Source organism: Methylobacterium sp. TK31, from assembly GCF_055361545.1.
Genome location: NZ_CM143964.1, coordinates 2006498 through 2032603, shown reverse-complemented (window position 1 = coordinate 2032603; position 26106 = coordinate 2006498). Strand labels below are relative to the sequence as shown.

Here is a 26106-nt window from a genome sequence, read left to right as displayed (position 1 = left end):
GACGGGGATCTAGGGGATGACGACGCAGGAAACCTGGACGCCGCAATGGGCGACCCATCCCGGCGAACACCTCGAAGAGTACATCCAGGATCGCGGCTGGTCCCAGGCCGAGTTCGCCCGCATCGCCGACATGACGCCCAAGCTCGTGAGCACGATCATCAACGGCTCCAATCCAGTCACGCCCGAGACCGCGTTGAAGCTTGAGCACGTGCTGGGTCTTAAGGCGTACATCTGGACGGGCCTTCAGGCGAACTGGGACCTGTTCCAGGCCCGGCGTCGCGAACAGGAAGCAGCGGCGAGCAAGGCGGAATGGCTCAAGGGTTTTCCGGTCAGGGAGTTGAAGGCGTGCGGTCGCCTCCCCCAGACCAACGACCCCGGCCGGATCATGGACGGATTGCTCGGTCTCCTCGGGATCGGTGCGCCCCAGGCCTATGAGGCGAAGCTCGGTTCCCTGGCCGTGCACCACCGCAAGGCAAGGACCGGCACGACCTCACCCCATCACATGCTCTGCTGGCTCATGCTGGGAGAGGAGAAGGCGCGCCGGCTCGGCCTCCCGGCCTACGACCCGAAAGGGTTCGTCCAGAGCTGCATGAAGATCCGCGCGCTCACCGTGGAACGGGCGGAGACGTTCGAGCCGCGTATGCTCGAACTTTGCCATGCGTCCGGCGTGGCCTTGGTGTTTCAGAAGCCTCTGAGCAAGACATGTGTCTTCGGCTCGGCCCGGTGGATGAACGACGAGCGCCCCCTCATCCAGATGTCGCTGCGCATGAAGAGCAACGACCATTTCTGGTGGACCTTCTTCCACGAGGCGGCGCACGTCGTCCTTCACCGGGGCAGGAATTTTGCCGACGACCAGAACGGCGAGGGTGACCCCGTCGAGGCCGAAGCGGATGCCTGGGCCGAGGAGATCCTGGTCGGACGCGAGCGGATCGCCGCCTTCGCAACCCAATGCCCCAGGACGAAGCAGGAGGTCGTGGCCTTCGCCGACGAGGTCGGTCTCCATCCGGGCATCGTTCTCGGGATGCTGCAGCATCGCCGTGTCGTCCCCTTCAGCCACATGAATGACCTGAAGGCGCGCCTGGGATGGGCTGACGAGGTCGCCACGGCCTGAGGAATGCCCAGCCTTGTTACCCTCGATGGTTTCGTCGAGATGATCGACTGCGACGTCGGCCCGTCCGTATTTGCCGCCAGGCTTCCTCTTGCTCCCAAACATGGCCCCGAGTCTCGCGCGCCAGCTTGCCAGGAAAGCTGCGATGCCGGGGGAGGTATCGTGGCGACGCGGATATGGCCTGCGTGCTCGTTCAAGTCAGATTCAGAGGACCCGAGGGGCTTCGGTGGCGCGGCCATATGCTCTAGGATTTCCTCCAGCCGCACGGGGGCTCAGTCCTAGCAATCAAGTCCAGCGTCGAGTCGTGTGCACGTGCCGGGCAGAGTGTCATGCGAATCGCCGTAGAAGTGTAGGTCGCTTTGGTAGGCGTTAAGCCATGTGAGGTGCGTGCAGTGGCTGCACCAGATGGCCTGCGGCTCCGGCATGCCCAGGTCCTGCATGTGTAGGGCGGTGACAAAACCATCCACTGGAGCGTCGGCGGGGTGCTGATGCGGGCGGGGTAAAAGCCGGCCAGTTTGAGAGGCTTCTCTTTCGGGAGGGGCCCAGGATGTTTGCCGTGGAAGTCTACGCGGCCGTTCGGCAGTTCGTTTTCATCGACGGCCACTCTCGTCGCGAGGCAGCTCGGGTCTTCGGGCTCAATCGCGAGACGATTGCCAAGATGTGCCGGTTCTCACTTCCGCCGGGCTACACGCGCTCGAAGCCGGTCGAGAAGCCGAAGTTGGGGCCGCTACTGCCGGTGATCGATGCGATCTTGGAGGCGGACCGGATCGCACCCGTCAAGCAGCGGCACACGGCCAAGCGGATCTTCGAGCGTCTGCGCGACGAGCACGGCTATCCCCGGGAGACCACCGAGGCGTTCCTGGACGGTCATGTCGCCGCCGTCGGGTTCTTCGACGGGGTGCCGCTGTCGATCCTCTACGACAACACCAAGATCGCGGTCGCCAAGATCTGCGGTGGCGGCCAGCGCGAGCGCACCCGCGCCTTCACCGAGCTGGTGAGCCACTACCTGTTCCGTGACCGCTTCGGGCGTCCGGGCAAGGGCAATGACAAGGGTAAGGTCGAAGGCCTGGTCAAATACGCCCGGTCCAACTTCATGACCCCAGCCCCGGTGGCGGCGTCCTTCGAGGCGTTGAACGCAGATCTGGAGCGACGATGCCGGATCCTGCAGGATGAGCGGGCCGGACAACATGCCGAGCGCATCGGCACGCGACTGGCCGCCGATCGTGCCGTCCTGCGTGCCCTGCCGGTGGTCCCGCTGGAGCCGTGCGAGAAGCGGGCTGGGCGGGTCCTGCAGTCGGGTGCCCGAGGCGGTCCGGACCGTCGCGGCTGGTACGCCGCCCTTCGGCCCATGCATGTGGCGCTGGACGGAGCGGTGACGCTTCGTGATCCCGGGCGTCGCCATGAGCGGCTGGTGCAGCCATACGAGATGCAAGCCACGGCCGGAAAAAAGGATGTAGCTCGGCAGCGGCTTGCCTGCCGCGCGCAGGCGCTCGATCAGGATGCCAGCCATCTCCTCGGGGGCGAGGCCCCGGAACTCGGCCTGGTCGTGACAGTCCGCGTCCGCGATGAGGGACCGAAGCTGGACGAGGCTCGTGCTGCCGCGGGCTCCGTAGAATCGTTGCATCGAAACTTGCGTCGCCCAGAGCAGCGCGTCGGACGTGGCGAGCTCGGAGACGGTGACGACGCGGGTCTCCCAGCGGTCCTCGCCGCTGGCGTTCTTGGACGCGCGCATGAGCGAGACCTTGCCCTTCGCGCCGGCAAGGTCGGGATGGAGCGTCCTTGCGTGGGCCGCGCGGGGGCCGGCGTTGACGCGGGCGCGGAACTGCTCGTCCAGGCGCGCCAGGTCGGACGCCGGCAGGAGCTTCTCCGCGAACGAATCGAGGCGAACGAAGGCGCTGGAAGGCAGGTGGAGCAAGGCGACGGTCCGGGTGCGGCGGCGGGGCAGCACGACCCGACGCGACATCACGAGTTTCCCACCCGGCCTGGAAAGCTGCCAGAGCGCCCCTGCCTATCGAGGCTGACGCCGGCACCGAGACGATGGGCGGACGCGGGGGAGGAGCGCTGCCCGATGTCTGGGACCGCACCGGAGAGCCTCGCCATGCGCCCGTTCGCCATCACGGACGCCAAAACCCCATCAGGCGGTCAAAACTGCCGACTTGGCCGCCCCTGCCGAGCCAGACGGACGCGTCGTTCGGCAAAAGAAACGTGCTGAAATATTGCGCAGCGAGCGTGTGGTCGCCCTCGAATTGGGCACCCACGAACTAAACGCAGTCCTGAGGCGTCAAGGGTAGTCATCCATGCATTAGGTGGAAGGACGTGAAGCGCGAGCTTGATCGCGTGCTGCTGCCGTTCATGGCCGACCCGAACCCGCAGCCCTTCGACCTAAAGCTCCTCGACGGCTTCGAGATCAAGGTCTTCCGTTGCCCAGTGCCGAAGCAGACTTTCTTTCGTCCGGCCGGCAGCCGCGACGAGCAATCTGGCGGGCTTCTGATTGAGCTTATCGCGACGAACCTCGACCACTGCATCGTCGAGAAAACCGCGAAGATCGCGCCTAATCGCGGTAAGTACCCGGAGTGGTGGCTGGTACTCCCGGACCACATCGGGTTCTCGCTCGACGATTTCGAACGGGACTTATTCCGCAATCAGTTCACCGTCTCTAACGGCAGCTTCGATCGGATGGTCCTCGTGGACCCGCGCGACCCGACGAGGTCATTCACCGTTTATTCCTGAGAGCCTCCTGGCCGGTCTGCTGGGACATTACGCAGCGCCCGAGAGCTCCAGTGGCTCCCGGGCGGGCACTTCCTCCAGCCGCGCCAGCCGCTCGCGCAGGTGGCCAATCTCGGCTTCGGCCACGTCGAGCCGCGCCATGGCCTCGTCGAGGATATCCTCGCTGGCCCGCGCCCTTGCCTCCATCGCGTCCCGCTCCGCCACCAGCTCCGCCGCCGCGTCCGTCCGCGCCGCCTCCCACAGCTCCACCGCGAACTCCCGCAGCCGCCGCTGCAAGCCCTCAGGCAGACCCGCCGCCTCCATCTTCGCCAGGTACTTCCGCTCAACCTTCCAGTCCCGCAGCAGCGGGCCCACCACCCGGTTCGAGCCCCCGTAGCAAAGCTCCGGGATCACGCTGCGCAGCGAGACCCGAACGCCCCGCGCCCGGAGCCGGTCCGCCACCTCGAAGACCTCGTGTCGCGACGCCATCCCGACCCTCCCGATCCAAAGGATCCTCAGGGTCCAGGGTCAAGATCACCCCTCCTTTCAGGTAGCGGTCGCACGGTAGCGCTTCCCGCGTCCCGCTCCTCCGAGTCGCGCGCCACCCCTACGCGGGCGGACGAGGTGAGAATCGGGTGAATCGGCAAGCTTCGCCGTGCTAGGTCTCGCGGGGCGGGGGAAGATATGCAGCAGGATTACGCGCGCGACATCCTCGCTCTGGGTGACAGGGCCCTGGAGCGCTTCGTCAATGACTGGATCGCCACCAAGGTAGCTACTTACGTCGGCCACAAGCGCTTTGGCTCCGGCGGCGACATGGGACGCGACGTGGTCGGCTACCTTTCCGACCGCCGCATGGCAGGCCGCTGGGACAACTTCCAGTGCAAGCAGCTGTGCAAGCCGCTGACAGCCGCGGCCGCCGCGCTCGAACTCGGCAAGATCTTCTGGCACTCCGCGCAAGGGCAGTTCTCCTTGCCGGACCGCTACGTCTTCGTCGCGCCCCGCGGGTTCAAGCGTGACGTCGAGGCCCTCATCGACAACCCTGACCAGTTCAAGCTCATTTTCCTCGGCAACTGGGATCGCTGGTGCAAGTCGGGCATCGTCGCCGGCCAGCGGACGACGCTCGACGACACCATTCGGGGCCTGATCGAGGGGTACGACTTCAAGGCCGTCGAGCTCTACGACGCCGAACGATTGCTGGAGGACCCGCACATCCTCCCCACCCTCGTCAGCTGGTTCAAGTACGACCCCGGCAAGGCACCGCGCGGCGTGGTGCCGGACGCGATGCAGCCCGAGGAAACCCCCTTCTCCGCGCATCTGCTGGAGCTCTACGTGGAGCGGGAAGGCCAGGGCTTCGCCGACCTCGGCGAGGTCGCCCGCCATCCCCGGCACGGCGACCATCTCGGCCGGCAGCGCAGACGCTTCTTCGATGCCGCCGCCTTCCGCCGCTTCTACCGCGACAACACGCCAGCCGACTTCCTGGTGGAATTCGATCAGGACGTCCACGATGGCATCATCGAGGTCTACGACAGCCCGCGCATCGACCGGCTGGAGCGGCTCGACAGGGTCATGACCCAGGCCTCCCAGGTCATGCCGAGCGGGATCCTGGGGACCCATTCCAGCGTGAGCGTCCGGCAGGGCACCTGCCACCACTTCGTGAACGAGGGGAAGCTGTCGTGGAAGGCGTGACCGAGCGCGGGGCTGAGCCGGCACCCACCCTGTTCAACAGCACGATCGAGACCGGGATTCGCGCCGTCGTCGTCCTCGACGCCCTCTACCCGCGTGCCTGCGGCCTCACCGAGGTGACCTGCTTCGACCACGTCGTCGTCCACAGCGGCGATCTCGACGGGCCCGAGAGCCTGCACCCGCCGCTCCCGACCCGGGCCGGCGAGCTCGTCATCCGGCGCGGCCTCGTCGGCGAGAGCCTGCGGCTGATGTGCCAGATGCACCTGATCGAGGAGCGGCACGAGGAGGAGGGGATCCGCTTCGCCGCCAGCGACGACGCACCGAGCTTCCTGCGCCTGATGCGGACCCCCTACAGCCGAGCCCTCAAGGACCGCGCGCGCTGGCTCGCCGAGCGCTTCGGCAAGATGGACGAGGCCGAGGTCGAGGCGCTCGTTGCCGGCCTCGTCGGTCGTTGGCGACAGGAGTTCGGGCCGGCTGACGGGCGCGGGGTCCTGCCGTGAGCGAACCTCGCAAAGGCATCACGCTGCGGCATCTCGCGTTCACCGGCCCCTCGGTGGACACAGCCAGCCTGGGCTTCGATCCCGGCCTCAACGTCGTCTACGGCTCGTCGAACACCGGCAAGTCCTCGGCCGCGAAGGCCCTCGACTTCATGCTCGGCTCCTCGACCTGGCTGCGGGCCAGCAAGGAGAACGAGGGCTACGAGGCAGGCTGGCTCGGCCTCACCCTGCCCGACGGCCGCGACGTAACCCTCTACCGGGCCGTCCGCGGCGGCAACCTGCGCCTCTACGACGGCCTCCTGACGGCCACGCCGACGGCGGCGGCACCCGCACTCAAGGCCAAGCACGACCATACCGCGACCGACAACGTCTCCATGTTCCTGCTTGAGGCGATCGGTCTTGGAGTGAAATGGGTCGTCCGGCGCTCCGAGACCGGCGAGAAGTACACGCTCAGCTTTCGCCACCTCTCGCCCGCCGTGATCGTGGAGGAGGGCGCGATCATCGACGAGCGCAGCCCGATCCTGTCAGGCCAGCGCCAGGACCGGACCCTGGAGCGCAACGTCTTCAAGGTCTTGATGACCGGGCGGGACGACGCCGCCGTCGTGCCGGTGCCCGACCGGGAGGAACTGCGCACGCTGAACCGTGGCCGTGTCCAGACCTTCGACGAGCTCATCGAGCTGGCGGACGTGGAGCTCGGGGACGCGGCAGCGGATCGGGAGGGCATCGCGCGCCAGGCTGAGGCCATCCAGCGGACGCTCGCCGAGCGCACCGAGGCTCTGCGCCGGCGCCAAGCCGATCTCGATGCCGCAGTCGCCGTGCGTCGCGACAAGCGCGACGCTATCGAGCAAGGCAACGCCGTCCTGCGCGAACTCAAGCTCACCATCCAACGCTACGACGAGCTCGACGCCGTCTACCGGTCCGACCTCGAACGGCTCGAATCCCTGGAGGAAAACAGCTTCCTCCTGAAGACCCTGCGCGGCCGCGTCTGCCCCACCTGCGGCGCCGCCCCGCACGACCAGACGCACGGCCCGAGCGCCGAAGAGATCGAGCGCTTCCACGGCGCCGCCGCGGCGGAGATGCGCAAAATCCGGCACGAGCGCACCGAGCTGCGCGCCGTGCGCGACGGCCTGGAGGCCGAGGCCGCGGGCCGGGCGAGCGTCGTGACCGTTCTCGCCGAAGCGGTCGAGGGCCTCGACCGGGCGATCGTCCGGCTGCGCGAGGACGAAACTTCCGCACGCAGCGAGTACGAGGCGTTCCTGGCCACCTCCGAGCGGATCCGCCGGATCCAGGAGACCTTCGGCCGCCGGGACCACTACCTCGTCCGCAAGGCGCAGCTGGAGGCCCGCTCGGCCATCCGGCCGGAGAAGCCGACCCTCGTGGTCGGCATCGACGGGCCGACGGCTCACGCCTTCGCGAAGGTGGTCGAAGAGGTCCTCTGCGAATGGGGCTTCCCGGACGCGCCGCAGGTCTCCTGGGACGACCCCACCCAGGACATCCGGCTGGACGGCAAGGAGCGGGCGGCCAACGGCAAGGGGGTGCGCGCCGTCCTGCACGCCGCCTTCAAGGTCGCCATGATGATCTTCTGCCACCGGCGGGAGCTGCCCCACCCGGGCTTTGTCCTGCTCGACACGCCCCTGCTCACCTACCGCGAGCCGATGGACGCACCGAAATACGGCGCGCTGGAGGAGGACGAGGCGATCCTCAAGGCGACCAGCCTGAACCAGCGCTTCTACAGGCATCTCGCCAGCATCACCGCGATTGGGCAGGTGATCGTCCTGGAGAACTCGGACCCGCCGGCCGGGATCGCCGACCTCGCCCGGGTCACGACCTTCACCAAGCGCAGCGGACCGGGCCAGCGCTACGGCTTCTTCCCCGTCGCACGCTGAGGTGACGGCGGACAGGACACGAGCGGCCTCCCGGAAGGGAAACCGGAGGCATAAAACAGGGCCTCCGCTGGTCGAGATCGGCTCTGCCGGCCGCCCCTGGCTGTTCTTCTCGCGGAAGGCATAGACGCTGATGTCGCGCAGGCTCTTCCTACGAAGCTGACGTCCGGGCTGGGATGTTTGGAGGTCTGCAAGGGGTCAGGAGTTAGCATGCCAACTGGTCGGCTACGCGCCAGGAGCCAACATCTACCCCGGGCCTGGAAGCGGACGTTCCGATCCCGACCCAACATGGCCATAAACATAATATGATGCACTGCCCGAAAGCTGCCGTTCAATCGGCTGCGATTAGGCCGAGCTCGCGAAGAAGAAGGCCAGGCCGAAGAGGACGTAGACCCCGAGGAGCAGGAGTCCCTCGAACCACGTCGTCTCGCCGTCCCGGGCAATGGCGTTGACGATGAAGGCGGTGCTCGCGATGCCGAAGAGGTGCAGCGGGTTTGAGAACACCAGCGTCATCGGGTGGCCGAGCGCCCACGAGATGATGACCAGCAGCGGCGCCAGCACCAGCGCCACCTGGATGGCCGAGCCGATGCAGATGTTCAGCACCAGCCCCATGCGGTCCTCGTGGGCGAACCACGCCGCCGCGAACAAGTCGCCGGCCGTGCCGACCAGGGCCAGCACGATCACGCCGAGGAACATCGGCGAGAGATGCAGGCTCCCCGCGGCCTGGGTGATCGTCCCCGACAGCATCTCGGACTCGAACGCGATGGCGACCGTCGCGGCGACGAGGACCCCGATGGCGAACGTCAGGCTCCAGTCGGCTTTGCCGCTGCCCTTGTCGTTCGAGAACACGTCTCGATGGGTGACGAGGGTGAAGGCGAGGTTGGCAAGGTAGAGCAGAAGCAGCACGATAGAGACGCCGAGGCTGACCTCCTCGTCGGTGATCCCGAGCGACGCGGCCTGTCCCGACATTCGCCCGCTCAGGTCGAACACCGCCGGCAGCAGCAGGGCGATGACCACGAGGATCAGCAGGGTCGACAGCAATCCGGCCCGCTCGGCGCTGAACTTCTGCCGCTCCCGCGTCGCGCCGCCGACGATGATGGCGAGCCCGAGCCCGAACAGGCTCGTCCCCATAATCGAGCCGGCGATCTGGGCCTGCACGACGGCGGCCTCCCCGCGCATCAGCACGAATAGCGCGAGGACGAGTTCGGCGATGCTGCCGAAGCTCACGGTGAGCAGGCCGCCGATGGCAGGCCCGACGCGGTCCGCGAGTTGGTCGGTGGCGCGCCGGACCCACTCGGCCAGCACGGCGATGGCGAGCGCGCTGGAGATGAACACCAGGAGCGGAGAGGCGCCGACGAGATACTTCAACGCCGCCGAGATCGGGATGAGGATGAGGAGGACGGTGAAGACCATGGCGGGGATACGGGGTCCTATGGCGGGCGTCGCATGATGGGTACGCCCAGCCCCGAGCAGGGCGAATAGCGACCGTTGTCGGGAGCCGTCAGACGTCGCGCAGCGTGCGTCGCGCCACCAGCCCCAGGGTCGAGCCCTGGACGATGATGGTGAACAGCACCACCGCATAGGTCGCTGCCAGGATCGCGGGCTTGGCGTCGCTTTCGGGGATGGACAGAGCCAGCGCCACCGAGATGCCGCCGCGCACCCCTGCCCAGGTCAGGAATGGCACGTTGCGGGGCGATAGGTGTCCGCCCCAGCGGAAGGCAAGGAGCGGCGTAGAGACGGCCACCAGGCGGGCGACGAGTACGATGGGGACAGCGCAAACCGCAAGGAGCAGACCGTTCGCCTCGAAGCGCAGCACCAGCACCTCCAGGCCGATGAGCAGGAACAGCACCGAGTTCAGCACCTCGTCGATCAGCGTCCACAGCGCCGAAACGTAGCGTTGCGTCTCCTCGCTCATCGCATCGCGCGGAGCCCGGTCGCCGACGAGGAGCCCGGCCGCGACCACCGCGAGAGGGCCGCTGAAGTGGAGCTTCTGGGCGAGGGCATAGGTACCGGCGACCAGCGCCAGGGTGATCAGTACCTCGACGGGAAAGTCGTCGATGGCCCGCATGGCCCGGTAGGCGACGTAGCCGGTGACCACCCCGAGGACGATGCCCCCACCAGCCTCCTGCACAAGCAGCTTGACGACGCCACCCGCGCTGGTGGCCTCGCCCCCGATCCCGGCTGCGAAGGCCACCAGCACCGTGAACAGCACGATGCCGATGCCGTCGTTGAACAGCGCCTCGCCCTGCATCTCGACCTCAAGCGTTTCCGGCACCTTGACGTTCTTCAGGGTGGCCAGCACGGCGACCGGGTCGGTCGGGCTGATGAGCGCGCCGAAGACGAAGGCCCAGGCAAGCGAGATCGGTCGTCCGATGGCGTCGGCCGCCAGCCAGAAGGCGCCGCCGACGATGGCCGTGGAGATCAACGTACCGACGAGCGCCAGCGTCGCGACGGCCCAGGCTCGGTCGCGAAGCATGCGCAGGTCGAGGCTCATGGCGCCGGCAAAAAGCAGGAAGGCCAGCATGCCGTTCATCACCACGTCGGTGAAGTCGACCTGGCCTAGGACCTTGGTGAGATCCGCGTAGAGGTGCTGGCTCGGGAAGGCCAGGTCGAGGCCGACTAGGGAGAGCGAGGCGGCCAGCCCCATCACCAGCAGGCCGATGGTATGCGGCATCCGCAGGAAGCGACGATTCAGCCAGCCGAACAGGGCCGAGAGGGTCAGCAATAGGGCGGCGAGGTCGAAGATCGAGATGATGGAGAGCCTCCGAATGTAGCGAGGCTCGACGGTGAGGTCTCGCGCGCCGAACCTAGCCTTGGTCTCCGACGGCGACGCCTTCGTCGTTCCCGCCGGAAGCGACCGTCCCCATGCCCATACCGGACGGGACACCCGCGGGCTCCATCCCGTCGGTGCCGAGGACCGTGGCCGCGGTCAGCCCGGTCGATTGCGCGTCGTGGCGCGGGGCGTCGATCCAGTAGGCTATGCCGACCAGCAGGATCATACAGACGGCCATCGCCGCCAGGAACGTCTTCATGAACCTCATGGCCATCCAATCCATGGCCAAGCTCGAACGTTCCCCAGGATGTACATGTTCGAGTTGGACGGCCCGTCTGACCTCGCATGGCAGGCGGGCCGTCCATGGCCTAGGGTTACTTCGGCATCAGGACGCTGTCGACGACGTGCACGACGCCGTTCGACTGGAACACGTCGGCCTGCTCGACGAAGGCGCCGCCGCCCTTCTGGTCGATCAGAGCGAGCCGGTCGCCGTCCATCTTCACGGTCAGCACCTGGCCCTCCACGGTCTTCAGGTTGGCGTCGGCGCCGCCCATCTTCGCCTTGGCCATGAGCTCCTTGGCGTCGAGCTTGCCCGGCACGACGTGGTAGGTGAGCACGCCCGTCAGCGTCTTCTTCATGTCGGGCTTCAGCAGCGTGTCGACGGTGCCGGCCGGGAGCTTCGCGAAGGCCGCATTGGTCGGGGCGAACACCGTGAACGGACCCTTGCCGCTCAGGGTGTCGGCGAGGCCGGCGGCCTTCACGGCGGCGACCAGGGTGGTGAGGTTGCTGGCCTTGGACGCGTTCTCGACGATGGTCTTGTTGGCCATCATCGGCGCGCCACCGACCATCGGGGAGGTCTCGGCGAAGGCCGGAACGGCAACGGCGATGCCGGCGACGAGGAAGGCGGCGGTCAGGGTCATACGCATCATTAAAGGTCCTGTTGACGTCATCAAGGCTCGATCATCGAGGCTCGTGATAGCGTTACGGGTCCTTTCCATCCGTAGTTTCAGCGCAACGATCACAAGAAAGTCATCTATTCGGCAGTCGCGGGCTGGGATTAAATTTCGTTCATGTCATACATCCCATCATTGTACTACGGATCGGAGGGTATGACCGACCTCACCAAGCCCAATTATCGATCCGTTTCGAGTCAGCGACTTACAAAATGTTCATGTGGTGGCCGGCGATTTTTCTGAACGTTTCCTGAACGAGGACGTTGTCGCTTCGAACCGTGCAGCCTTGAAGGGCACATGCCTGGCCCCCGGTCGGGCAGCCCGACCTGCACCTTCGAAGCCCCCGCCCGGAGAATATCTTGTCCTACCGCACGATCACCGCTGCCCTCGCGCTCGCCTGCCTCTCGGTCCCGGCGCTCGCCCAGACGACGCCCGCGACCCCGACCGCTGGTATGAGCTCGTCCTCCGACATGGGGATGAAGATGGCCGACACCGCGACGGTGAAGCTCAAGTACGTGACCGTGAAGCCGGCCGACGTCATGTCGTCCAAGCTCGTCGGCACGACCATCTACAACAACAAGAAGGAGACCGTCGGCGAGGTCGAGGATCTTGTGATCGAGAACGGCAAGACCTTGACCGGCGTCGTGGTCAGCGTCGGCGGCTTCCTCGGCATGGGCGAGAGCTATGTCGTCCTCGACCCGTCGACCCTCGCCATCCACGACAAGGACGGCAAGTGGGCAGTCTACGCCGACACCGACAAGGACACCCTCAAGAACGCACCGAAGTTCACCTACTCGAAGATGAAGAAGTGATCCCGGGAAAGGGAGGAGAGACGATCATGAAGCACACCATCCTCGCCTCGGCGCTCCTGGCCGGCCTCGGCTTCGGGGCATCGACCCTCCCTTCGGCGGCGATGCCGATGAACGCCTCTGGCGTGACGGCCTCGGACAGCAGCGACATGGTTCAGGTTCGCATGACGCGGCGGGAGATGCGCCGTCATCGTATGACGCATCGCAATCACCGGATGCGGCAGGGCTCCGCCAGCCGCGGCAATGCCAGCATGCCCTCGCGCAGCGGGTTCGGCGGGCAGCAGTACGGCGGTACAGCCGGCGGCCCGCGCCGCTGATTGGTACGGGACCGGACCGCGAGGGCCTGCCGCCCTCGCGGATTGTCGATAAAGCGCCGCCGGCTGGCACATCCGCCACCGGCGGCTTTTCCATGAATCGGGACACCGCATGATTTTCTCTGAAGCCCTCGGGCGTCTGGAGGGCCTGGGCCGTTCGACCGCGGCACTCGTGCCGGGGCTCATCATCGCGCTCGTCCTGTTCGGTGTCGGATTGCTCGTCGCCCGCGGCGTCCGGGCAGCCGTTCGCAGGGCCGCTGAACTGCGGCAGGCATCGCCCGGCTCGGCCGCGGTGCTCGGTCGGATCGCCGGCGGCATGACGATACTGGTGTCGTTCCTGGTCGCGGCCTCGGTGGCCTTTCCCTCCGTCTCGGCCGCGGACCTGTTCAACCTGCTCGGCATCGGCGGCGTCGCCATCGGCTTCGCGTTCCGCGACGTGCTGCAGAACCTGCTCGCGGGCATCCTCATCCTGCTGACCCGCCCGTTCGTCATCGGTGACCAGATCCGGGCGGGCTCGCACGAGGGCACCGTCGAGGATGTCTGGGTGCGGGCCACCGTGCTGCGCACCTACGACAACCAGCGCATTCTGATCCCGAACGCGACGCTGTTCGTCGACAAGATCACGATCATCACTGCGCACGACAAGCGACGGCTCGCCTTCCCGCTCACCATTGGCAACGGCGACGACATGAAGGAGGCCCGCCGCGTCATCGTCGAGGCCCTGCGCGGCACCGAGGGCGTGCTTGCCGACCCGCCGCCGGAAGCGCTCGTGACAGGGCTCGGAGCGGCCGGCGTCGACATGACGGCGCGGTTCTGGATCGACCCGCCCCGGCGGCGCGACGCGGTGGACGCGCTCGACCACGCCATCTCGAACGTCAAGGACGCGCTCACCGCAGCCGGCATCGACCTGCCGTACCCGACGAGCCAGGTGCTTCTCCACGACCAGACCGAAGCCTCTGACGGCGACCGGAGCCGCCAGCGCGAGGGCTGGCCCGCCGGCAAAAGCCCGCCGAGGGCTAGATGGCAGGTGCTTCGAGAGGATGACGAAAGCGTCCGTCGCGAGGAGGAGCGGGCATGAAGGCGCGGCTCCAGGCCTGGATCGAGTGGCTGGGCGACCTGTTCTGGCTCAGGCCCGCCCTGATCGTACTGGGCTGCCTCGGGCTGGCCCAACTCGGCGTCTGGCTGGAGACAGCGCACGTGGCCGGCTACGACGCTTCGTCCCCCAACCAGAACTGGGGTTACTCGGGCGGGGCGGAGGGCGCGCGGGCGCTCCTCAGCGCGGTGGCGTCCTCCACCATCGGTGTCGCCGGCACGACCTTTTCCATCACCATCGCCGCGCTGACGCTGGCATCCGGGCAGATGGGTCCGAGGTTGCTGCGCAACTTCACGCGCGACGCCCGCAACCAGGTCGTGCTGGGCATCTTCCTCGGCACCTTCGCCTACGCGCTGATGGTCCTGCGCACGGTCCGTACCGTGCAGGAGAGCCCGTTCGTCCCGCATCTCGCGATCACCGGGGCCATCGCCCTGGCGCTGCTGTCGCTGGCCACCCTGGTCTGGTTCGTCCACCACATCGCCGTCAGCATCAATGTCGAGACCGTGGTCGACGCCGTCCATGGCGACCTCTGCGCCGCCGTCGAGGCGCGCACCCACGACAGCGCGGGCATGACGCCTCCCACCAGTTTGCCGAAGGCGGGAGGGGTAACCGTGACCGGCAGCGGTTACCTTCAGGCGCTCGACGAGGACGGGCTGGCGGATTGGGCACATGAGCACGGCGTCGTCGTCGCGCTGCGGATACGACCCGGCGACTACGTGCCGAGCGGGTTCCCAGTCGCGTTCCTCTCCACCGCCGTCGAGGGCGCCGATGATGCCATTAGCGGCGCATTGACCTTCGGTCGTCGCCCTGCCGCCCTCCAGGACCTGGAATACTCGATCCGGCAACTGGTCGAGATCGCGGTCCGGGCGCTCTCGCCCGGCATCAACGACCCGTTCACGGCCGGCAGCGTGGTCGACCACCTCGGCGATGCTCTGTGCCGCGTGGCGTCGCGACACCTGCCGACCGGGGCGGTCGTGCGCGACGGCGAGGTCGTACTCGCCGTGCCGGTCACCGACTACGACGGCCTATGCGATGCCATGTTCCACATGATCCGCCAGAACGCGGCAGGCTCGGTGCATGTCCTGGCCCGGATGCTCGACGTGCTCACCCGCGTCGCCGAGGTCGAACGCTCAACGAACCGGACCGCGGAACTCGCCCGCCACGCGGACCTCGTCATCGCTGCGGCAAGGCGAGACGTCGCCGATCCGCGCGACCTCGCCGACTTGGAGGAACGTCACCGCCGATACCACGCCGGCACCGCCTCGGAATGGATCGCCGGCCGTTCCACGACGTCGTAGGGCCGGGCTCGGGTGATGCTCTCCCCTCAGAGGGCCAGGCCTGCATGCGCCCAGAACAGGTAGTAGGTGGCCACCATCAGCGCCGCGTAGGCCGGCACCAGGAACGCACCCAGCTTGAGCAGGTCGGTTGAGGTCCAGGCCTGACGCTCGCCGCCCTGGAAGACCAGCAGGGCCTTGGAAGAGACCGGCAGCGTCAGGCAGTAATCCATCCCGACATTCGCCAGGAACGCGACCGCGACCGGGTTGAGGTGGAGCGCCTGCGCCAGGAGGAGAAGGGGCGGCAGCAGCGCCGCCACCCGCGCGGTGTGAGAGACCATGTAGAGGTGCGCCGACAGCCCGAGCGCCGTCAGGCCGAGCAGGATCGCGAGGGTCGGGCTGCTGCCGGTGATCCCGCTCGCCGCCAGGGTCGATCCGATGAGCCACTTGGCGGCGCCGGTCGAGATCAGGGCGCGGCCGAGCACTAGCGATGCGGCGATGAACAGAATCAGTGACCAGTTCACGGATTCGACGCCCTCGTCCCAATCGAGCACGCCGACCACCGGCATCGTGAGCAGCACCGCCCCACCAACCGCCACCGTCGCGATGCCGAACGGGTGAAGACCCTCGGTCAACCAGAGGCCGAGCATTGCCGCCACGACCGCGCCCGTCCGCCATTCGGCGCCCGTGAGGGGGCCGGCCGGAGCGTCGACCTCCCCGATGTGGCGGGAGCGCGTCTCGCGGTCGAGGAAGAGGCGACCGATGAGGAAGGTGGTCATCAGGCTGGCGGCGACGCCGAACGGCAGGCCCCAGAGCATCCACTGGCCGAAACCGATGGTTCGGTCGGACAACCGCTCCAGCAGGTCGACGGCGACCAAGTGCGAACCGGCGCCGGTCAGGCTGCAGATCGTCGAGGTGAGGATCACGGCGGGGATCAATAGTCCGACGGCGCGTGCGACGCGCTCGTCGTCGTCGGCCTCGATCAAGCTGCGGTAAAGCGGGAGGAGCACCGTGGCCCGTCCGGAGGTCGACGGAATCAGGAAGGCGAGCGGGATGGTGCCGAGCGTCATGCGCCACATCAAGGCGCCGACCGTCGTTCCGCGTCCGACGATGAGCGCGGTAAGCCGGCCCGCGAGACCGCTCTTTTCGACGGCCGCGCCGAGGACGAAGGTGCCGATGACGAGCCACACCACCTTCGAGCCCAGTCCGTCGATCAGGGCCTGTTGCTCGACCGCCCGCGAAGCGACGAGGGCCATGGCGGCGGCGACCGCGACGTAGGCCCCGCTCAGTCCGGTCATGATCCAGAGGATGGCCGCGCCGCCGAAGGCCAGCAGCGCGGCCCGGGCCGGCCAATCGAGCCCCTCCGGCAGGGACACGGCCGCGCACAGGGTCGCGAGAGCGACCACAACCGATAGAGTCCGTATCCGCATCGCCTCAGTCCTGGCCGGCGCCGACGGACGCGCGTCCTTGTGCCGCCCCCGCAAGGAACGTCCGCATCATCTGCTCGGCGCAGCGCTGGAGCTGCTTCTCGACGTCGCGCATGGCCTCCTCCAGGGACTGGGGCCGGCCGATCACCGAGAAGTACGCGCAGACGCCCTCGTCCAGCACGTCGTCCGAGCGCTCACCCAGTTCGCCCGCCAGTACGATCACCGGCTTGCCCGCGGTCTTGCCCCGCCTGCCGATCTCCGCCGGGATCTTGCCGCGGGCGCTCTTGTAGTCCAGGCCGCCCTCCGCCGTGACGACCAGGTCCGCCCAGGCCACCGCTTCGTCGACGTCGAAATGGGGGAACAGCACGTCGAAGCGCGATCCGAGCCGGGCGCCGAGCAGGGCATGGAGGCCTGCTCCGGCACCCCCGGACGCACCGCCCCCCGGCATCAGGCGGACGTCGATGCCGCAATCGCGCTCGACGACCTCGGCGAAACGGTCGAGCGCCCCGCTTATGGCGAGGACATCCTCCTCGCTCGCACCCTTCTGAGGGCCGTAGACCCGAGCGACGCCCTGCGGGCCGGTGAGGACGTTCTCGATGTTGCAGGCGACTTCGACCGAGACGTAATCGAGCCTCGGATCCCGCCCCGCGAGGTCGATGCGTTCGAGCTCGGCCAGCCCGAGCCCACCTTCCGGAATATCCATGCCCGCGCCATCGAGCAGACGGACTCCGAGCGACCGCGCGAGCCCCGCGCCTCCGTCGTTGACGCCGGAATCCCCACACCCGACGATGATGCGCTCCGCCCCGGCGTCGAGCGCGGCAACAATCAGTTCGCCAACGCCGCGCGTCGTCGTTCGCATCGGATCACGTCTATTGCGGGGGACGCGGCTCAGTCCGGCGGCGGCGGCGAGCTCGACGACCGCGTTCCCCTGAAATGAGCCGCCCAGCATGGCGAAGGACGCCTCCAGCGGCTCGCCGAGCGGCCCCGTCACGTTCTTTAGAATGAGATTGCCGTTCGACATGCGGGCGAGCGTCGCGGCCGTGCCTTCGCCGCCGTCGGCAAGGGCCAACTCCCGCACCTCGACCATGTCTGACGCGCGTCGAAGACCGCTGGCTATCGCGCTCGCGACATGCTCGGCGTCGAGGCATCCCTTGAAGCCCGAAGGAGCCACGAGGACACGGATGCTCATGGCGGTGCGGCTCCCTGCGCTACGTCGCTCGCTGCGTGACGGGCGACTTGCCTATGATGGGAACACGCCGGGATGGTGCCCGGCGGTTCTTCGGGCTGTGGTGGCTGTATCGCTCGGAAGGTTCGGACGCAGGACTGCCATACGACCTCGGCCAGCGTCATGGATTAGTCAGGGGCAGGCATGCCGGGCGCCGTCGTTGCCGAGGTAGGTACCGCTCGATGCGTCGTAGGATCGGAAGCGACGTGCGCATCCGGCCACGGCCTCGGAACTCGCCGCCCCCTGTGCCTGGGAGTTGGCTATGGCTCCGCCGATGATGGCCCCGGCGGCGAGACCGGCCACGCCCGCGCCGACGGCCGCACCGATGCCCGGCCCGCGACGATAGCCATATCCCCGGCCATAGCCACGACGGTAGCCGTAACCCCGCCGGAAGCCGCGGTGCCGGTGTCCGAAGCGCCGGAACTGCACGTAGGTGGTCAGCAAGGTTCCGACCGACAGCGCCTCGATGGGGGCGGTTGCGGGCCCGGCGACCGCCGGCTGTCCGAGCAGGGACGCCGCGACCGCGGCGGCGAGAGTAAACGAGAGCTTCATCGAGACCAGATTCCTGAATGGGCGCCGCATGCGATCCGGCACCGGTGCGGCCGGGGATGCGAGTGATCGAACCGGCGGAAAAAGGATGTCTGTCCGCAGCGGTCCGAAGCTCACAAACACCTGCCCGTCCCGGACGTTCCGGGCAGCCTGTCCCGCGGTCGCTGCGCAGGTCCTCAATGATATCCTGCCGTGCTCTCTTCTGCTCCTTGACCTTCCAACGGTTGGAAGCCCCATCTTGGGTACTTGGCGCTCCGTGCGACGCACGCTGGGAAGCCGACCTCTATCATCGCGTCATCGGGGGTCAGACAACCTGTCCCCTGGCGCTTGCCGAAAGGATTCTCCGATGCTCGACACCACCCGCAGGGCCACCGTCCATCGCATGGTGATGGAGAAGCACGTCTGTCCCTACGGCCTGAAGACCAAGGACATGCTCGAACGCGAGGGCTTTCGGGTCGACGACTACTGGCTCACGACGCGCGAGGAGACCGACCGCTTCAAGGCCGAGCACGGCGTCAAGACCACGCCGCAGACCTTCATCGCGGGCGAGCGCATAGGCGGCTACGACGACCTGCGCCGCCACCTCGGCAAGCCGGTCGCCGATCCGAAGGCGACATCGTACACGCCCGTTGTGGCGGTGTTCGCGGTGACTGCACTGATGGCCATGGCAGCGAGCTACGCTGCCGTCGGCACGCCGCTGACCGTGCGGGCCGGCGAATGGTTCGTCGCCTTCAGCATGTGCGTGCTCGCGATCCTGAAGCTGCAGGACGTCGAGAGTTTCTCGTCGATGTTTCTCGGCTACGATCTCCTGGCCCGGCGCTGGGTGCGCTACGCCTACGCCTACCCATTCTGCGAGGTACTGGCCGGCATCCTGATGGTCGCGGGAGCCTTGAACTGGCTCTCGATCCCGGTGGCCCTGTTCATCGGCACGGTCGGCGCGGTCTCGGTGGTCAAGGCGGTCTACGTCGAGAAGCGTGAGATCAAGTGTGCGTGCGTCGGCGGCTCCGGCAACGTTCCGCTTGGCTTCGTCTCGCTGACCGAGAACCTGATGATGGTCGCCATGGCCGTCTGGATGCTGGCGATGGATCATTGAGGCGTCCGGCTCGATGATGATCCGCGAGGCGATCTCCCAGCCGGGGCAAGCATCATCACCACCGCGTCCGTGGTGGCCTACACCCCGCCCCTGATCCTGCTGGAATACGCGACCACCAAGGCCGGCATCGTCGCCTTTACTAAGGCACTGGCCAAGCAGGCGTTCGCGAAGTGCATCCGCGTGAACTCGGTGGCGCCGGGTCCGTTCTGAACGGCGCTGCAGCCATTCGGGGGCCAACCGCAGGAGGCGGCCGAGAAGTTCGGGTCCAAGGTTCCGTTAGGTCGCCCGGGCTAGCCGGTCGAGCTCGCGCCGATCTACGTCTTCCTGGCGCTCCATGAGGCGAGCCTCGTCACCGGCGAGGTCTACGGCGCCACCGGAGGCAATGGGACGGCGTAGGCCGAGCTCGCGAGGACGGGATCAGGCTTGACCTGATCCCGTAGTGGGACCGTCGGGCGACCATCCCCGTCCTTTGCCAGGCTCATGTGGCGGCCATCGGCGAGTTGACGTGCTTGGCGGGTGCCGCGGTCGGCAGCGCGAACCGGAACGTGGTCCCAGTACCGATGACGCTCGTGACGGTGAGGGTGCCACCCTGTCGCTCGACAAGGTCCCTACACAACAGGAGCCCGAGGCCGCTTCCGCGCTCGCCCGCCGTGCCGTTGGTGGTCGTCCGCCGGTCGAGCCGGAACAGGTCCTCGACCTTGCCCGCCGGCATTCCGACGCCGCTGTCGACGACCCTGATCTCGACGCCGCCATCGAGCCGTTCTGCCGTCACCCTGATCGTGCCGCCGGGCAGGGTGAACTTGACCGCGTTGCTCACGAGATTGCGCAGGACCGTGGCCAGCATATCGCGCTGGGCGCAGGCAAGCAGCCCGGCGCAGTCCATCGAGAGCGTGATACCCTTGTCGGACGCCGCCTCGGCGCTCCCCCGAACCACCTCGCGCGCGACCGCATCGAGGTCGACGTCGGTCAACGTCACCGCCATCGTGTCCATCTGCAGGCTCGCCCAGGAGAACAAGCTCTCCAGCAGGGCGTAGGCCTGGCTCGCCGCATCGTTGATGCCCTTGGCGCGGCGTTCGATCGAGGCGTGGTCCTTGGAGGCGACCGCCATACTCAGGACCTCGGACAGACCGAGCAGGGCCTGGAACGGGTTGCGAAGGTCGTGGGCGATGATCGAGAACAGCAGCGTTTTCTGGCGGTTGAGGGTGTCGAGTTCGAGCGACTTGGCCTCGGCCTCGCGCCGCGCCTCGTCGAGTTCGGACTGGAACCCACGCCGGGCATCGGCGTAACGAATCGCCCGGGCGAGGCTCGATGGCGTCGCCTCCGCCTTTGCGAGGTAATCCAAGGCGCCCGCGCGCATCAATCGGAACGCCAGATCCTCGTCGGCCTCGCCGGTGAGCATCAGCACCGCGTGACCTTCGCCCGGCAGGGCGAGGAGGGAGCCGAGGAGGTCGAAGGTATCGACGTCCGGCAGGCGGTAGTCGAGGAGAACGCAGTCGAATGCGCCCTCCCTCGCCAGGCGCAGGCCGGTCGTGCCGTCCGGCGCCTCGGTCAGGTCGTGCTTGAGCCCCGATTTCTTGAGGGCGCGGCGCACGGATGTCCTATCGACGGCGTCGTCGTCGATCAGGAGGATGCGGGTCCGGGACGCCACGACGGTGTCGCGACCTATTGCGGGAACTCGACCACCTTCCAGAAGTGCTCCAGCATGGAGACGGCCTCCAGGAAGGTGTTGGCCGGATCGCGCTTGACGATGTAGCCGGCCACGTTGTGCCCGTAGGCCCTCATCCGGTCCTCGTCTGCCTTCGACGTGGTGATCATGAAGACCACGGCCGTGCGGAGGTTCTCGTCCCCACGGATCTCCTCAAGGAACTCGATGCCGTTCATCCGCGGCATGTTGAGATCGAGGAGGATGAGGTGGGGCTTGGGCAGCTTCGTGTGCCCGTTCTGGCCCCGGAGGATCTCCAGCGCTTCGATGCCGTCGCGGGCGACCGTGATCGGGTTGCCGATCTTGCTCTTCTTGAAGGCGCGCTTGAGGCCCTGGACGTCGACCTCGTCGTCGTCGACCAGCAGCAGGTTAACCGTCGAACCCATCCGAACTCCCCTTCGCACCGTCCTTCGGCCACGTGAAATGGACCGAGAGGCCTCGTCCCTCGCGACCCTCGGTCAGCCAGACCTTGCCGCCCTGTCGCTCGACGAGTTTCCGGACGATGGCCAGACCCATGCCGCTGCCCTCGACCTCGTCGCGGGGCCGCAGGGTCTGGAACATACCGAACACGCGCTCGCGGAACTGCTCCGGGATGCCGGCACCATCGTCCGTGACCACGAACTCTACCATATCCGCCGCGGGGTGCGCATCGAACCAGACGTGGCCGTCCCCCGGATGGTCATGGTGCTTGATCGCGTTTCCGATCAGGTTCTGGATCGCCTGGGTCAGGGGGGCCTTCGCCGCATTCAGCGTCGGAAGGTCGTCCGCGGCGATGACCGCAAAGCCGTCGGGAGGGCTCACCAAAAGCCCTAGATCCCCGACAAGCGCTTTCGTGTCGACTTCCGTGAAGGCAACGTCGGCGCGACCGGCCCTCGAATAGGCCAGCAGGTCATCGAGGAGGCTCTCAAGGCGTCGGACCCGGCTTTTCAGGAGCTCCATGTTGGTCTGGACGTCGCCGGTCAGCGCGCCTTCGAGGTCTTCCTCGATCCAGCCGACGAGGTTCTCGATGCCGCGGAGCGGCGCCTTGAGGTCGTGCGAGGCGACGTAGGCGAACTGCTCAAGCTCCTCGTTCGTACGGCGCAGGTCGCGGGCTTTCGAGGCAAGCCGCGCCTCCATGCGCTTGCGCTCGGTGATGTCCGTATTTGTCCCGTACCAGCGAACGACGCGCCCCTCCTCGTCGAGGAAAGGGTTGGCGCGAGACAGGAACCAGCGGTATTCGCCCTCTGCACTCCGCAATGGAAAGGTATCGTTCCAGGGCTTGCCGGCCACGAATGCATCCGAGATGCGTGCGACGACCCGGTCGATGTGATCGGGATGGTGGACGGCCTTCCAGCCCCACCCCTGCATCGTATCGATGGTCGTGCCGGTGAACTCGTACCAACGTTGGTTGTACCAAAAGATGTTGCCTTCCGCGTCCGCGATCCAGGCGAGTTGAGGAAGCGTATCCGCGAGATTGCGAAAATCCGCCTCCGAAGGTTCGTGGATGTCGGGGAGCGGCCCACCGGGACGGTCGACGTCGACGCACGGCGTATCAATCGCAGCTTCGACGGCAGCATTCGGGCGCCCGCGGAGTATGTCTGGCCGATGACCGTTCGCCCGCGAGACCCGACGTCCTTCGAACTGCGCCATGACCTGCCCGGCGAGCGCGCGAAGGCATTCTGCTTGTTCGCTCGTCAGCCCGTCCGGGCGGACGACCGTGTCGATGACGCATAACGATCCGAGCGAGTGCCCCTCGGGTGTGACGAGGGGTGCGCCGGCATAGAAGCGAATTTGCGGTCCTCCCGTGACAAGGGAATTTTCCCGTGTCCGCTCGTCGCTGGTCAGGTCCGGGATGACCAAGAGATCCTTCCGACCGAGCGTATGCGCGCAGATGGAGGTATCGAGGCCCGTCTGTTCAAACGGAAACCCGGAGCGTGCCTTGAACCATTGACGGTCCGCGGTGACGAGGCTGATCAAGGCCACCGGAGCGGCGCAGACGGTTCGGGCCAATAGCACGATGTCGTCGAAACCCGGCTCCGACGGCGTGTCGAGGATCTCGTAGCTGTCGAGGGCGGCGAGGCGTTCGGTTGACCAAGGTCCATCTGTCGGGTCAGGGCTGCGCGTCAAGGGTCCGTCCATGTGTTTCCGGCTCCGGACTGCATGCGGCGGCGATGACGCGGCGGAGCATTCGACCGATCTGGTCGGCCGAGTACGGCTTGTGTAGCAGATCGAAACCGTGGTCGTCCTCACGGGCGAGAACGTGGCTGTAACCGGATGCAAGAACCACCGGCAGGCGCGGCCATCGAACCCTGATCGCCTTGGCGAGTTCGAGGCCGCCCATGCCCGGCATCACGACATCGGAGAACACCGCGTCGAAACCCACCCCATCGGTGGTGAGGTGAACGAGGGCCTCCTCGGCGTTCATGGCCCAATGCGTATCGTAGCCGAGGTCCTGTAGGATTTGCGTCGCGAACCGGCCGACTTCGACGTTGTCCTCGACCACGAGGATGCGTTGGCCATCCACGGCCACCGGGGCCTCGGTCTCGTTCTCGCTATGCGACTTTTCGGCGGGCGCGACCGTGATCTGCGGCAGGTACAGCGTGAACCTCGTCCCCTCGCCTGGTTGGCTTTCCACCTCGACGTCACCACCCGACTGCTTCGCGAACCCGAAAACTTGGCTGAGCCCGAGACCGGTACCCCGACCAACTTCCTTCGTGGTGTAGAATGGCTCGAAGATCCGCGGCATCACATCCTGCGGGATGCCCCCCCCGGTATCGATCACCGACACGGCGACGAATGGACCAACCGCCGCTGCGTGGCCTCGGATCGATGGAATCGGCATCCCGCAGGAAACCCGCATCGTCAGGGTGCCGACACCATCCATGGCGTCACGCGCGTTCACCGCCATGTTCACCACCGCAGTCTCGAACTGGTTCAGGTCGGCACGGATGAAGCAGGGTTCGTCCGGGACCTCGATGCAGAGGTTCAGACGGGTTCCCCCCAGGGTATCGAGCATGTCGCCCACGCTGGACAGGCGTTGGCCCGTGTCGAACACCTCAGGCGTAAGCGCCTGACGCCGGGCGAACGCGAGGAGTTGCCCGGTTAGCTTTGCGGCCCGGTCGACCGCCTCGGAGACCGCGTCCATGTACCGGCGCCGACGGTCCTCGGCCAAGTCCGGGCGTCGCAGGAAGTCGACCGAGGAGCGGATGATGGTGAGAAGGTTGTTGAAGTCGTGCGCAACGCCGCCGGTGAGTTGGCCGACCGCCTCCAGCTTCTGGGACTGACGCAGGTCCTGCTCGATTCGCTCGCGTTCGACTGCTTCTGCCTGAAGCCGGAGATTGGCGTCAGCCAACTCGGCCGTGCGGGCGGCGACCTGGGTCTCCAAGGTGGTGCTCGCCTCGCGCAGAAGCGCCGCCTGTGCCTCTAGCTCGGCGTAAAGCGCGACCACGCCCCTATTCGTCTCGGCGAGTTCGCGATTAAGGCGCTGGGCCTCCTCCTCGCGTTCGGCGAGTTCAGCGAGACTTCTCAGGAGTTCGCGGTTCTGCTCACGGAGTGCCAGGATCGGCTCATCCGTGCGTGAACGTCCGACCTCTTCCGCAAGAACCGCCAACGTCTTGCCGCCGAACGTCCCGGTACCTGAAGGAATACGCTTGCCGAAGGTGACGACGGTACCCTGTCCGATCACGGAGTGGATCTCGAAAAGGTCCATCAACCGGCGAGATCCGGTGATGCCTATGCCGAGCCCCGTCATCGAACGGTAGCGGCCCTCCAGGATCGCATCGAGATCGGCTATACCGGGGCCGCGGTCCTCGATGCGAACGGCAAGGGATTGCGCATCCGCTTCTTCGTCCACCCCATACACCACACGGCCACCACCTGCGTAACTATAGGCATTGCGAGCGATCTCGGAGACCGCCGTGGCGATGCGCGTCTGGTCTTGAACGCTGAAGCCCAGATGCGCACCGAGGGCGCGCACGCGTTGGCGTACCGTGATGATATCCTCTTCCCGCTCGATCAGCGTCGTGAGTAGCGGCCATCTCATGGGACCTCGCCCCTCACGACGAGCACGGTAGCATCGTCACGTATTCGGGCAAAGTCGCGGTAGATCACGCCGGCCACGAGGCTGGGATGGGCGGCGGCGAGTCCAGGATATGCTTCGAGAGACCAACTGGTGACGATGCCGTCGGAAGACAGGACAAACAGACCGGCGGCATCGAGTGGATAGTCAAATTCCTGAATGCGACGCGCCACGTGTCCCGCCGTGCCGGCTAGCGATACCGTTCGCTTGGTCTCGCCGCGGGAGACGACGGCCCCCGCCACGTTTCCGATCCCGGCGAACGTTAGCTGGCCCCTATGCCAGTCGTAACGGGCGACAGAAACCGCCCCTCCGCGGGTATGTCGCATTCCACCATGGACCGCGGCGAGGATCTCGCCGGGACGTTCATCTTGGTGCTTGCGGAACAACCTGATCGCCTCCTGGGAGGCTTGCGCCGCGATTGGGCCGTGCCCCAGTCCGTCCGCCAGAATGACGGTCCAGCCATCGGGGCGTTCGTGGACCGCATAGGCATCGCCGTTTGCGATCTCGCCGCGGAGTGGAACCGCCACCGCGCCGAAGCCCGGCAGGGTCGATGGCTGCGGACACGCGCGGTCCGCCGAAAGTCGTGCGGTCACCGCTGTGCCCTTCCCGGGCCAGGAAACCACGTCAAATGCGTCGGACAGGCGCTTGACGGCACCAAGTCCCGTACCTCCGCTCCCGCCGGTGGAATGCCCGTCTCGGAGCGCGTGGACGGGATCGCCGAGACCAGGCCCCTTATCGATGGCGAGCACTTCTATGCCCATCCCAGTCGTATCCGCGTAGGTACCGACGAGGATCTCCCCGGGCACGCCGTACTTGACGATGTTGGTGGCCAACTCGGTCGTCACGATGGCGACGCGCCCGGCGGCCGTTTCGCCGAAGCCGTGACTTTCGGCCATGGCCACGGCACGACGACGCGCCTCCGCCACCTGGCTCGCTTCCGTCACGGTGACCGGGATCATG

The 26106-nt window shown here is 66.9% G+C and carries 23 protein-coding genes and 2 pseudogenes; 12 read left to right on the top strand and 13 right to left on the bottom strand.

What is annotated here, in order from left to right; genetic code table 11:
* Positions 1-16: 16 nt before the first annotated feature.
* The 3 genes and pseudogenes from ACXJY8_RS09285 (at position 17) to ACXJY8_RS09275 (ending at position 3838) form a co-directional block, all read left to right on the top strand.
* Complete coding sequence (locus tag ACXJY8_RS09285) at positions 17-1111, top strand: HigA family addiction module antitoxin (RefSeq protein ID WP_463779113.1); 1095 nt, start codon at positions 17-19, stop codon at positions 1109-1111.
* 544 nt (positions 1112-1655) lie between these two features.
* Positions 1656-2396: pseudogene (locus tag ACXJY8_RS09280) on the top strand (IS21 family transposase); the annotation flags it as partial.
* A gap of 1028 nt (positions 2397-3424) precedes the next feature.
* Complete coding sequence (locus ACXJY8_RS09275) at positions 3425-3838, top strand: hypothetical protein (RefSeq protein ID WP_463779110.1); 414 nt, start codon at positions 3425-3427, stop codon at positions 3836-3838.
* Between the two features lie 27 nt (positions 3839-3865).
* Here the strand turns inward: ACXJY8_RS09275 and ACXJY8_RS09270 are convergent, their stop codons facing one another.
* Complete coding sequence (locus ACXJY8_RS09270; RefSeq protein WP_463779107.1) at positions 3866-4303, bottom strand: DNA-binding protein; 438 nt, start codon at positions 4301-4303, stop codon at positions 3866-3868.
* Between the two features lie 195 nt (positions 4304-4498).
* Here ACXJY8_RS09270 and ACXJY8_RS09265 point away from each other — a divergent pair, with 195 nt between their 5' ends.
* Genes ACXJY8_RS09265 through ACXJY8_RS09255 form a run of 3 tightly spaced genes read left to right on the top strand, consistent with a single transcriptional unit; the run spans position 4499 to position 7880 of the window.
* Complete coding sequence (locus ACXJY8_RS09265; protein ID WP_463779103.1) at positions 4499-5500, top strand: ABC-three component system protein; 1002 nt, start codon at positions 4499-4501, stop codon at positions 5498-5500.
* Complete coding sequence (locus tag ACXJY8_RS09260; protein ID WP_463779100.1) at positions 5488-5997, top strand: ABC-three component system middle component 2; 510 nt, start codon at positions 5488-5490, stop codon at positions 5995-5997. The genes ACXJY8_RS09265 and ACXJY8_RS09260 overlap by 13 nt, the downstream gene beginning before the upstream one ends.
* A complete protein-coding gene (locus ACXJY8_RS09255; RefSeq protein ID WP_463779096.1) occupies positions 5994-7880 on the top strand; it encodes a coiled-coil domain-containing protein in 1887 nt (628 codons plus the stop codon). Before ACXJY8_RS09260 ends, ACXJY8_RS09255 begins: the two co-directional genes overlap by 4 nt.
* A gap of 342 nt (positions 7881-8222) precedes the next feature.
* Here the strand turns inward: ACXJY8_RS09255 and cax are convergent, their stop codons facing one another.
* The 4 genes from cax to ACXJY8_RS09235 all read right to left on the bottom strand — a co-directional run bounded on the left by cax (position 8223) and on the right by ACXJY8_RS09235 (position 11576).
* Positions 8223-9290: a calcium/proton exchanger gene (cax, locus tag ACXJY8_RS09250; RefSeq protein WP_463779093.1), complete on the bottom strand. Its 1068-nt coding sequence runs from the start codon at positions 9288-9290 to the stop codon at positions 8223-8225.
* Positions 9291-9378: 88 nt separating this feature from the next.
* Positions 9379-10632 carry a cation:proton antiporter gene (locus ACXJY8_RS09245; RefSeq protein WP_463780494.1) on the bottom strand — a complete coding sequence of 418 codons (1254 nt, stop codon included), beginning with the start codon at positions 10630-10632 and terminating at the stop codon, positions 9379-9381.
* Between the two features lie 52 nt (positions 10633-10684).
* On the bottom strand, positions 10685-10918 hold the full coding sequence (locus ACXJY8_RS09240; RefSeq protein WP_463779090.1) for a hypothetical protein: 234 nt from the start codon (positions 10916-10918) through the stop codon (positions 10685-10687).
* 106 nt (positions 10919-11024) lie between these two features.
* Positions 11025-11576 carry a fasciclin domain-containing protein gene (locus ACXJY8_RS09235; protein ID WP_463780489.1) on the bottom strand — a complete coding sequence of 184 codons (552 nt, stop codon included), beginning with the start codon at positions 11574-11576 and terminating at the stop codon, positions 11025-11027.
* A gap of 386 nt (positions 11577-11962) precedes the next feature.
* On the opposite strand from ACXJY8_RS09235, the gene ACXJY8_RS09230 reads away from it, so the two are divergent.
* The 4 genes from ACXJY8_RS09230 (at position 11963) to ACXJY8_RS09215 (ending at position 15117) form a co-directional block, all read left to right on the top strand.
* Positions 11963-12415, top strand: a complete 453-nt coding sequence (locus tag ACXJY8_RS09230; protein ID WP_463779088.1) for a PRC-barrel domain-containing protein — start codon at positions 11963-11965, stop codon at positions 12413-12415.
* A 26-nt stretch (positions 12416-12441) separates the two neighbouring features.
* Entirely contained in the window at positions 12442-12729 is a 288-nt protein-coding gene (locus ACXJY8_RS09225; protein ID WP_463779086.1) for a hypothetical protein, read from the top strand.
* A 169-nt stretch (positions 12730-12898) separates the two neighbouring features.
* A complete protein-coding gene (locus tag ACXJY8_RS09220; protein WP_463779084.1) occupies positions 12899-13804 on the top strand; it encodes a mechanosensitive ion channel family protein in 906 nt (301 codons plus the stop codon).
* Positions 13801-15117: a DUF2254 domain-containing protein gene (locus ACXJY8_RS09215; RefSeq protein WP_463779081.1), complete on the top strand. Its 1317-nt coding sequence runs from the start codon at positions 13801-13803 to the stop codon at positions 15115-15117. The genes ACXJY8_RS09220 and ACXJY8_RS09215 overlap by 4 nt, the downstream gene beginning before the upstream one ends.
* Before the next feature lie 26 nt (positions 15118-15143).
* Here the strand turns inward: ACXJY8_RS09215 and ACXJY8_RS09210 are convergent, their stop codons facing one another.
* From ACXJY8_RS09210 to ACXJY8_RS09200, 3 genes are all read right to left on the bottom strand, one after another.
* Positions 15144-16523 (bottom strand): SLC13 family permease, encoded by a 1380-nt coding sequence (locus tag ACXJY8_RS09210; protein ID WP_463779078.1) that lies wholly within the window; start codon positions 16521-16523, stop codon positions 15144-15146.
* Between the two features lie 4 nt (positions 16524-16527).
* Entirely contained in the window at positions 16528-17709 is a 1182-nt protein-coding gene (locus tag ACXJY8_RS09205; RefSeq protein ID WP_463779075.1) for a glycerate kinase family protein, read from the bottom strand.
* Between the two features lie 168 nt (positions 17710-17877).
* Positions 17878-18297 carry a BA14K family protein gene (locus tag ACXJY8_RS09200; protein WP_463779072.1) on the bottom strand — a complete coding sequence of 140 codons (420 nt, stop codon included), beginning with the start codon at positions 18295-18297 and terminating at the stop codon, positions 17878-17880.
* A gap of 343 nt (positions 18298-18640) precedes the next feature.
* Here ACXJY8_RS09200 and ACXJY8_RS09195 point away from each other — a divergent pair, with 343 nt between their 5' ends.
* Both ACXJY8_RS09195 and ACXJY8_RS09190 read left to right on the top strand, forming a co-directional pair.
* A complete protein-coding gene (locus tag ACXJY8_RS09195) occupies positions 18641-19387 on the top strand; it encodes a glutaredoxin family protein (protein WP_463779069.1) in 747 nt (248 codons plus the stop codon).
* Between the two features lie 33 nt (positions 19388-19420).
* Positions 19421-19783: pseudogene (locus ACXJY8_RS09190) on the top strand (SDR family oxidoreductase); the annotation flags it as partial.
* An 82-nt stretch (positions 19784-19865) separates the two neighbouring features.
* Here the strand turns inward: ACXJY8_RS09190 and ACXJY8_RS09185 are convergent.
* The 5 genes from ACXJY8_RS09185 to ACXJY8_RS09165 are packed head-to-tail and all read right to left on the bottom strand — an operon-like array spanning position 19866 to position 26105.
* On the bottom strand, positions 19866-21035 hold the full coding sequence (locus ACXJY8_RS09185; RefSeq protein WP_463779067.1) for a sensor histidine kinase: 1170 nt from the start codon (positions 21033-21035) through the stop codon (positions 19866-19868).
* Positions 21036-21049: 14 nt separating this feature from the next.
* Complete coding sequence (locus ACXJY8_RS09180) at positions 21050-21475, bottom strand: response regulator (protein WP_463779065.1); 426 nt, start codon at positions 21473-21475, stop codon at positions 21050-21052.
* The gene (locus ACXJY8_RS09175; RefSeq protein ID WP_463779063.1) at positions 21459-23207 is read right to left on the bottom strand and encodes a GAF domain-containing sensor histidine kinase; all 1749 of its coding nucleotides are present in this window, start codon (positions 23205-23207) and stop codon (positions 21459-21461) included. The genes ACXJY8_RS09180 and ACXJY8_RS09175 overlap by 17 nt, the downstream gene beginning before the upstream one ends.
* Entirely contained in the window at positions 23179-25110 is a 1932-nt protein-coding gene (locus ACXJY8_RS09170; RefSeq protein WP_463779061.1) for an ATP-binding protein, read from the bottom strand. Before ACXJY8_RS09170 ends, ACXJY8_RS09175 begins: the two co-directional genes overlap by 29 nt.
* Entirely contained in the window at positions 25107-26105 is a 999-nt protein-coding gene (locus ACXJY8_RS09165) for an ATP-binding protein (protein WP_463779059.1), read from the bottom strand. Before ACXJY8_RS09165 ends, ACXJY8_RS09170 begins: the two co-directional genes overlap by 4 nt.
* Position 26106: the final 1 nt, after the last annotated feature.